The sequence below is a fragment of the Mycobacterium sp. UM_11 genome, assembly GCF_001414075.1.
Taxonomy (GTDB): domain Bacteria; phylum Actinomycetota; class Actinomycetes; order Mycobacteriales; family Mycobacteriaceae; genus Mycobacterium.
This window is the reverse complement of record NZ_LATC01000026.1, coordinates 45,488-53,217: the sequence shown is the minus strand read 5'-3', so window position 1 is coordinate 53,217 and position 7,730 is coordinate 45,488. Positions and strand designations below refer to the sequence as shown.

Sequence of the window (7,730 nt, the reverse complement as noted above, 5' to 3'; positions counted from 1 at the left end):
CACCAGCCACTTCAGGTGCGACATGCCCATGCGCTGGAGCCGGCCGTGCGCCGACCCGACGGCGGGGTTCTGGCCGAGCAGGAAGTAGCCGTCGACATCGTCGTCGAGCATCGACATGACGGTCTGGTACGTGCCGTGCGGACCGGACAGCCGCGGCAGGTAGTCGTAGGCCCAGTCGTTGTCCTTGGTGGCCGCCTCGCCCCACCACGCCTTGAGCAGGCTGACGATGTAGGTGTCGGCGTCGGCCCAGAAACCTTTCTGATTCTTCGGTCCGACCGCTTTGATGTACTCGTCGAAGGTGTCGTGCACACCGGCCTTCGGCATCGACAGGTAGCCCGGCAGCAGGTTGAACAATGTCGGGATATCGGTCGAGCCTTGGATCGTGGCGTGCCCGCGCAGCGCCATGATGCCGCCGCCCGGGCGGCCGACGTTGCCCAGCAGTAGCTGCAAAATCGTTGCGGTGCGGATGAATTGGGCCCCCAGCGTGTGTTGAGTCCAGCCGACGGCGTAGGCGAAACAGGTGGTGCGCTCGCGGCCGGAGTTCGCCGCAATGGTGCGCGCGAGGTAATGGAAGTCCTCGGTGCTGATGCCGCAGACGTCACGCACCATCTCCGGCGTGTAGCGGGCGTAATGTCGCTTGACGATCTGAAACACCGTTCGGGGATGCTGCAGGGTCTCGTCGCGCTGCACGCGGGCGTGCGGCAGCGGCGGACCGCCGCTACCGTGCACATCGCCGGCGGCGCGGGCGGATGCGCTGGCGCCGTGCTCTTGCCGTTGCTCACCCTCTTCTTGTCCGGCGTAGGCCCACGTCGACGTGTCGTACTGCCCGGTCTCGGGATCGTAACCGGAGAACACGCCGCCCAGATCCTCTGTGTCACGGTAGTTTTCGTTGATCAGGGTGGCGGCGTTGGTATACGCGACGACGTAGTCTTTGAACCACAAGTCATTGCTGATGACGTGATTGATCAGCGCGCCGAGCAGCACCACGTCAGAGCCGGCCCGGATCGGAATGTGCTTGTCCGAAACTGCCGAGGTACGGGTGAAGCGTGGGTCGACGTGAATGACCTTGGCGCCGTTTGCTCTTGCCTCCTCGACCCATTGGAAGCCGACGGGATGACATTCCGCCATGTTGGAGCCCTGGATGACGATGCAGTCGGCGTTGGCCATGTCTTGCAGTGATTGGGTGGCGCCACCGCGCCCGAAGGAGGTCCCCAGACCGGGAACCGTGGAACTGTGTCAAATGCGAGCTTGGTTCTCGATCTGAATGGCGCCGGCGGCGGTGAAGAGCTTCTTGATGATGTAGTTCTCTTCGTTGTCCAGGGTGGCGCCGCCGAGGGCGGCGATCTTCATGGTGCGCCGCAGCGGATGGCCCTTTTTGTCGATGTCCTGCCAGGCGTGCCGGCGGGCCTCGACGAAGCGGTCGGCGACCATGTCGATCGCGGTCTCGAGGTCCAGCGGTTGCCATTCGGTCGCCCTCGGCGGGCGGTAGAGCACGTGCAGCTGCCGGCCCGGCGAGTTAACCAGCTGCTCGCTGGCGGCGCCCTTGGGGCACAGGCGACCTCGTGAGATCGGCGAGTCCGGGTCGCCCTCGATCTGCACCACCCGCTCGTCGGTGACGTACACCCGCTGCCCGCAGCCGACCGCGCAGTAGGGACAGATGCTCTGCACCACCCGGTCGGCCGTCGTCGTGCGCGGCGTGACGGCGCGCGTCTGCTTCGAGGTCACCGCCGACCCGCGGCCGAGCTTGTCACCCGAGCGCAGCTGACGCACGACCGGCCACTGTAAGAAAAGCTTCCGCATAGCCATGACCTTTACCCTAGTGCCGGCCACCGAAACACCGCCCGGCTCAGCGGACGATGATCGTGTGTTCGCCGCGCGGCACCAGCTCCCCGACCACCGGCGCGCCCGGGATCTCGCCGGCGATCAGCAGCCCGCCCGAGGTTTGGGCGTCGGCCAGTAGCAGGGCCTCGTCCTCGCCGACGGCCGACAGGTCGGCGTGCGGGGCCACCCAGTCGAGGTTGCGTCGCGTGCCCCCGCTGACATAGCCGGCCGCCAGCGCATCCCGCGCGCCGTCCAGATACGGCACCGCCGCCGCCTCGACGATCGCGGTCACACCGCTGGCCCGCGCCAGCTTGTGCAGGTGTCCGAGCAGGCCGAAACCGGTTACGTCCGTGGCACATTCGACGCCAGCGGCCAGCGCGGCCGCGGCGGACGCCGCGTTGAGCGTCGTCATCGCGGCGATCGCCTGTTCGAAGCGCTCACCGGTGGCCTTGTGCCTGCTGTTCAGCACGCCGACGCCCAGCGGCTTGGTCAACGACAACGGCGTGCCGGGCTTGCCGGAGTCGTTGCGCAGCAACCGGTTCGGATCCGCGATCCCGGTGACGGCGAGCCCGTATTTGGGTTCCGGGTCGTCGACGCTGTGCCCGCCGGCGAGGTGGCAACCGGCCAGGCCGCAGACGTCCAGCCCGCCGCGCAGCGTCTCGGCCGCCAGCTCGAACGGCAACACATCGCGGGGCCAGCCCAGCAAATTCAGCGCGACCACCGGGCGGCCGCCCATCGCGTACACGTCGGACAACGCGTTGGTGGCCGCGATGCGGCCCCAGTCGTACGCGTCGTCGACCACCGGGGTGAAGAAGTCCGTCGTCGCGATCACCGCCGTGCCGTTCTGCAGGCGCACCACCGCGGCGTCGTCGCCGTGGTCCAGGCCCACCAGCAGCTCGCCGGCCGGGTCGCGCGGTGCGCTCGCGCCCAGCCCGCGGACCACGTCCTCCAGCTCACCGGGCGGGATCTTGCACGCGCAACCGCCGCCGTGGGCGTACTGGGTTAGTCGGTAGGCCACGGATACATAATGGTCGGCATGGTCCGAGGAGGCGTGTCCGGTCTGGTGACCGGCGCGGTCTTCAAAACCGTCGAACGGCAGACGCTGCCGCTGGCGGGTTCGATTCCCGTCCGCCTCCGCCATATTCCCTCGAGCGTGACGTGAGCGACCCGCGTCGGCGGGTGCCGCGCACCGACACCCTGCTCGCCGATCCGCGCCTGGTCGAAGCCCAGCGACTGCTGGGCCGCGCGCTGGTGAAGTCGGTGATCGCCGACGCGCAGCAGCGGGCGCGCGCCGGGGAGATCGAGCCCGAGCGGGTCGCCGAGCACGCCGTCGCCGCCCTGCCCGCCACCGCGTCGAGCCTGCGCCCCGTCATCAACGCCACCGGCGTGGTCGTGCACACGAACCTGGGACGGGCGCCGCTGTCGCGGGCCGCCGTCGACGCCGTGGTCGCCGCGGCCGGCACCACGGACGTCGAGCTGGACCTGGCGACGGGACGGCGGGGCCGCCGCGGGCGGGCCGCGCTGGCGGCGCTGTCCCGGGCGGTGCCCGCCGCCGGTGGCGTGCACGTGGTCAACAACAACGCCGCCGCGCTGCTGCTGACCGCGCTCACGCTGGCCCCGGGCAAGGAGATCGTGCTCAGCCGCGGCGAGCTCGTCGAAATCGGCGACGGCTTCCGCATCCCCGAGCTGCTGGCCTCGGCCGGATCTCGGCTGCGCGAGGTCGGCACCACAAACCGCACCAGCCTGCGCGACTACGCCGAGGCGATCGGGCCGCAGACCGGCTTCGTGCTCAAGGTGCACCCGTCGAACTTCCACGTCACCGGGTTCACCTCGGCCGTCGGCGTCGCGGAGCTGGCGAACCTCGGGGTGACCCTGGTCGTCGACATCGGCTCCGGGTTGCTCTCGCCGCACCCCGTGCTGCCCGACGAGCCCGACGCGACGACGACGCTGCGCGACGGCGCCGACCTGGTCACCGCGAGCGGTGACAAGCTGCTCGGCGGCCCGCAGGCCGGCCTGCTGCTGGGTGACGCCGAGCTGATCGAGCGACTGCGCCGCCACCCTGCGGCGCGCGCACTGCGGGTCGACAAGCTGACGCTGGCCGCGCTGGAAGCGACGCTGACCGGCCCGCCGACGCCGGTCGCCGAGGCGTTGGTGGTCGACGTCGCGGAGCTGCGGGCCCGTGCGGAGACGCTCGCCGCCGCGCTGCCGGGCGCCGAGGCGGTGGACTGCTTCGCGGCCGTCGGCGGCGGCGGCGCGCCGGACGTCCGGCTGCCCAGCGCCGCCGTGAGCCTGCCCGAGTCCTACGCCGCCGCGCTGCGCGCCGCCAGCCCGCCCGTCGTCGGCCGCCTCGAGGGGGGCCGCTGCCTGCTCGACCTGCGCACGGTGGCGGCCGAGGACGACGCGCTGCTGGCCGCGGCGGTGCGGGCATGTTCGTCATAGCCACCGCCGGGCACGTCGATCACGGGAAGTCCACGCTGCTGCACCGGCTCACCGGCATGCGGCCCGACCGGCTGGCCGAGGAGCAACGCCGCGGCCTGACCATCGACCTCGGCTTCGCGTGGACCGAGCTGGGTGGCCGCCAGCTGGCGTTCGTCGACGTTCCCGGCCACGAACGGTTCGTGGCCAACATGCTCGCCGGCGTGGGGGCGGTGCCGGCCGTCATGTTCGTCGTCGCCGCGACCGAGGGCTGGATGCCGCAGTCCGAGGAACACCTCGCGGCGCTGCACGCCCTTGGGGTGCGCCACGCGCTGGTGGTGATCAGCAAGGCCGACCTGGCCGATCCCGGCCCGGCCATCGCGCAGGCGCGCGAACGGTTCGCCGCCACCTCGCTCGCGGGCGCGCCCGTCGCGGTCGGCACCGACCTGGAGCGGGTGCGCGCGGAGCTGCTGGCGCTGACCGACCGGCTGCCGGTCCCGGACCCGGACGCCGACGTGCGGCTGTGGGTCGACCGCAGCTTCACCGTCCGGGGCGCCGGCACGGTGGTGACCGGCACCCTGGCCGCGGGCACGATCCGGGTGGGCGACGAGCTGGAACAGGCCGGCCGGCGCGTGACGGTGCGCGGCGTGCAATCGCTGGGCCGCGACCAACCGGCGGTCGGCGCGGTGGCGCGCGTCGCGCTGAACCTGCGCGGTGTGGACCGCGAGCACGTCGGTCGCGGGGACACCGTCCGCACGCCCGGGGCGTGGCTGGACACCGCGGAGATCGACGTCGCCCTGCGGGCCGCCGACGGCTTGCATCGCCAGTTGGTGTTGCATGTCGGGTCCGCGGCCGTGCCGGTCCAAGTGCGTCAGCTGGGGGCGGCCGCGGCCCGGCTGCGTCTCGCGAGGCCCCTGCCGCTGCGGGTCGGGGACGTCGGGTTGCTCCGCGACCCGGGCGAGCACCGGATCGCGGCGGGCATCCGGGTGCTCGACGTCCGGCCGCCGGCGTTGCGCCGGCGGGGCGCCGCCCGCGATCGCGCCGCGGAGCTGGCGACCGGCCGGATCCGCCCGCCCGAGTGCGCCCGCGCGGTCGAGCTGCGGGCCATGGGCCTGCCGCTGGCCGGGCTCCGGGTGGGGGACTGGGTGGTGGACCCGCAGTGGTGGGCCGAGCGGCGCGAGTGCGCGACGGCGGCGGTGCGGCGCTGGGCGGACGAGCACGACGTCGCGGCGGGAATGCCGCTGGAGACGCTGCGGCAGCGGGTGGGGCTGCCCGCCGCCGAACTGCTACCGAAGCTGCTCGAGGGCACCGGCCTGGAGGTGGTCGACGGGTTGGTCCGCGCGCCGGGCGCGGGCCTGCCGGCCCGCGTCGACAAGGCGGTGCGCGCGGTCGAGGAGTGGTTGGCCGCCGAGCCTTTTCGGGCGCCGGAGGCCGACGAGCTCGCGGACCTCAAGCTCGGCCCCCGCGAGCTGGCCGCCGCGGTGCGCGCCGGGCGGCTGACCCGGATCGCCGACGGCGTCGTGCTGGGGTCCGGCGCGCTGGACCGGGCGGCCGGCGTCCTGGCGACGCTGCCGCAACCGTTCACCGTCAGCGACGCGCGCCGCGCGCTGGGCACCACCCGCCGGGTTGCCGTGCCGCTGCTCGAGCAGCTCGACGCCCGGCGCGTCACCAGGCGCGCCGCGGACGGCACCAGAGTGGTGCTGGCTAGAGCCGCTCCTTGACGGCCGCCGACAGGCGGGCCCCGTCGGCCTTGCCGGCCGCGATCGCGGTGGCCGCCTTCATCACCAGACCCATCTGCTTCATGCCCGGGCGCTCACCGATTTCCTCGGCGACCTGGGCGATCGCGGTGTCGGCGACGTCGGCCACCTCGGCCTCGGTCAGCGGCGTGGGCAGGTATTCGTCGATGATTCGCGCCTCGGCATGCTCGTTGGCGGCGAGCTCCCCGCGGCCGTTCTGGGTGTAGATCTCCGCCGACTCGGCGCGTTTGCGGGATTCCCTCGCCAGCACCTTGATCACTTCGTCGTCGGAGAGGTCCCGGGCCTGTTTGCCGGAGACTTCCTCGGTTTGGATCGCGGCGAGCAGTAACCGCAGGGTCGCCGTTCGCAGCTTGTCCTTGCTCTTCATCGCATCGGTCAGGTCGGCCCGCAGCCGGGATTTGAGTTCGGCCATGGCAGAGACGCTACGCGCCGCCGGCCTCGCCACGATTGAGAAATGCCCGCACCACCGACAGGATGGAGCCCATGATGAACGACGGGCCCGCCCGCGAACGCCGCGGAACACGGTGAGCTCGCCCCCGCCCGGCTATCCGGTTGGCCCGCCGCCGGCCTACGGCCCCCCACCGGGCTACGGCCCCCCACCCGGCTACAGGCCGCCACCGGGTTACGGCCCACCCCCCGGCTACGGCCAGCCACCGGGCTACGGCCCGCCCCCCGGCTACGGCCCCCCGCCGGGCTATGGCCCCCCGCCGGGCTATGGTCCGCCGCCGGGTTACGGTCCGCCGCAACTGGTTCCGGGAGCGGTCAAGCCCGGCATCATCCCGCTGCGACCGCTGACCTTGGGTGACATCTTCAACGGCGCGGTCGGCTACGTCCGCGCCAACCCCAAGGCGACGCTGGGGCTGACCGCCATCGTGGTGGTGATCATCCAGATCGTCACGAAGGTGGCCGTCTTCGGGCCGTTGGCGGCCTACGGCCGGTTTTCGAGCGGCCACGGCAAGGAGCTGACCACTGGAGTGATCGGCGCCTGGTTCACGTCGATGGGTGCCGGCGTGGTGGTCGCCTGGCTGGGCGGCATGCTGCTGTCGGGCATGCTCACCGTCATCGTCGGGCGGGCGGTGTTCGGGTCGCCGATCACCATCGGGGAGACCTGGGCCAAAATCCGGGGCCGGCTGCTGCCGTTGTTCGGTCTGGCCGTGCTGGAAGGCGCCGCATTGGCGGTGGTCGCGGGCCTGGTGGCGGTGATCGTCGCCGTGCTGGCGGCGATCGGCAGCACCGCGGCGGTGATCATCCTGGGGCTGCCACTCGCGCTCGCCGTGATCGCGTTGGTGGTGTGCCTGTACACGCTGGTGTTGTTCGCGCCCGTGCTGATCGTGCTGGAACGGCTACCGGTCCTCGACGCCATCACCCGATCGTTTGCGTTGGTCCGCAACGGCTTCTGGCGGGTGCTGGGCATCCGGGTGCTGACCCTGCTGGTGACGTCCGTCATCGCCGGCGCGGTCGCGGTGCCGTTCAACATCGCCAGCCAGATCTTCATGGTCAGCACGTCCACCGCGGGTTTCGTGGTGAGCACGGCGATCGCGTCGGTGGGCGCGGCGATCGGCGAGATCATCACCGCGCCTTTCAATGCCGGCGTCATCGCGCTGCTCTACACCGACCGCCGCATGCGCGCGGAGGCCTTCGACCTGGTGCTGCAGACCGGCGCGGCCGGCGGACCGTACGCGGCCGCCTCCACCGACGACCTCTGGCTGACCCGGCCGGTCTGAGGACGAGTGACAC

6 protein-coding genes and 1 tRNA gene are annotated in these 7,730 nt (G+C 72.0%); 4 read left to right on the top strand and 3 right to left on the bottom strand.

Annotated features, from left to right (window positions below):
- On the bottom strand, positions 1 to 1,806 hold a 1,806-nt coding region (locus WU80_RS09375), incomplete at its 3' end, for a molybdopterin-dependent oxidoreductase (protein ID WP_231633782.1).
- 40 nt (positions 1,807 to 1,846) lie between these two features.
- Positions 1,847 to 2,839, bottom strand: coding sequence for a selenide, water dikinase SelD (selD, locus tag WU80_RS09365; RefSeq protein WP_055399963.1), 993 nt, complete (start codon positions 2,837 to 2,839; stop codon positions 1,847 to 1,849).
- Positions 2,840 to 2,866: 27 nt separating this feature from the next.
- Here selD and WU80_RS09360 point away from each other — a divergent pair.
- From WU80_RS09360 to WU80_RS09350, 3 genes are all read left to right on the top strand, one after another.
- Positions 2,867 to 2,961, top strand: a tRNA-Sec gene (locus WU80_RS09360).
- 18 nt (positions 2,962 to 2,979) lie between these two features.
- On the top strand, positions 2,980 to 4,260 hold the full coding sequence (gene selA / locus WU80_RS09355; RefSeq protein WP_055399961.1) for an L-seryl-tRNA(Sec) selenium transferase: 1,281 nt from the start codon (positions 2,980 to 2,982) through the stop codon (positions 4,258 to 4,260).
- Positions 4,248 to 5,957, top strand: a complete 1,710-nt coding sequence (locus WU80_RS09350) for a selenocysteine-specific translation elongation factor (protein WP_055399912.1) — start codon at positions 4,248 to 4,250, stop codon at positions 5,955 to 5,957. The genes selA and WU80_RS09350 overlap by 13 nt, the downstream gene beginning before the upstream one ends.
- On the opposite strand, the gene WU80_RS09345 is transcribed toward WU80_RS09350, so the two are convergent.
- On the bottom strand, positions 5,941 to 6,405 hold the full coding sequence (locus tag WU80_RS09345; protein WP_055399910.1) for a GatB/YqeY domain-containing protein: 465 nt from the start codon (positions 6,403 to 6,405) through the stop codon (positions 5,941 to 5,943). The two genes, WU80_RS09350 and WU80_RS09345, sit on opposite strands and share 17 nt — an antisense overlap.
- Between WU80_RS09345 and WU80_RS09340 the strand changes: the two genes are divergently transcribed.
- Entirely contained in the window at positions 6,404 to 7,717 is a 1,314-nt protein-coding gene (locus WU80_RS09340; RefSeq protein WP_197281087.1) for a hypothetical protein, read from the top strand. The two genes, WU80_RS09345 and WU80_RS09340, sit on opposite strands and share 2 nt — an antisense overlap.
- Positions 7,718 to 7,730 lie beyond the last annotated feature (13 nt).

Bases quoted from the DNA above. Each gene is read 5' to 3' on its own strand.
- WU80_RS09350 (WP_055399912.1), top strand. From the start codon at position 4,248: ATGTTCGTCATAGCCACCGCCGGGCACGTCGATCACGGGAAGTCCACG.
- WU80_RS09340 (WP_197281087.1), top strand. From the start codon at position 6,404: ATGGCAGAGACGCTACGCGCCGCCGGCCTCGCCACGATTGAGAAATGC.
- WU80_RS09345 (WP_055399910.1), bottom strand. From the start codon at position 6,405: ATGGCCGAACTCAAATCCCGGCTGCGGGCCGACCTGACCGATGCGATG.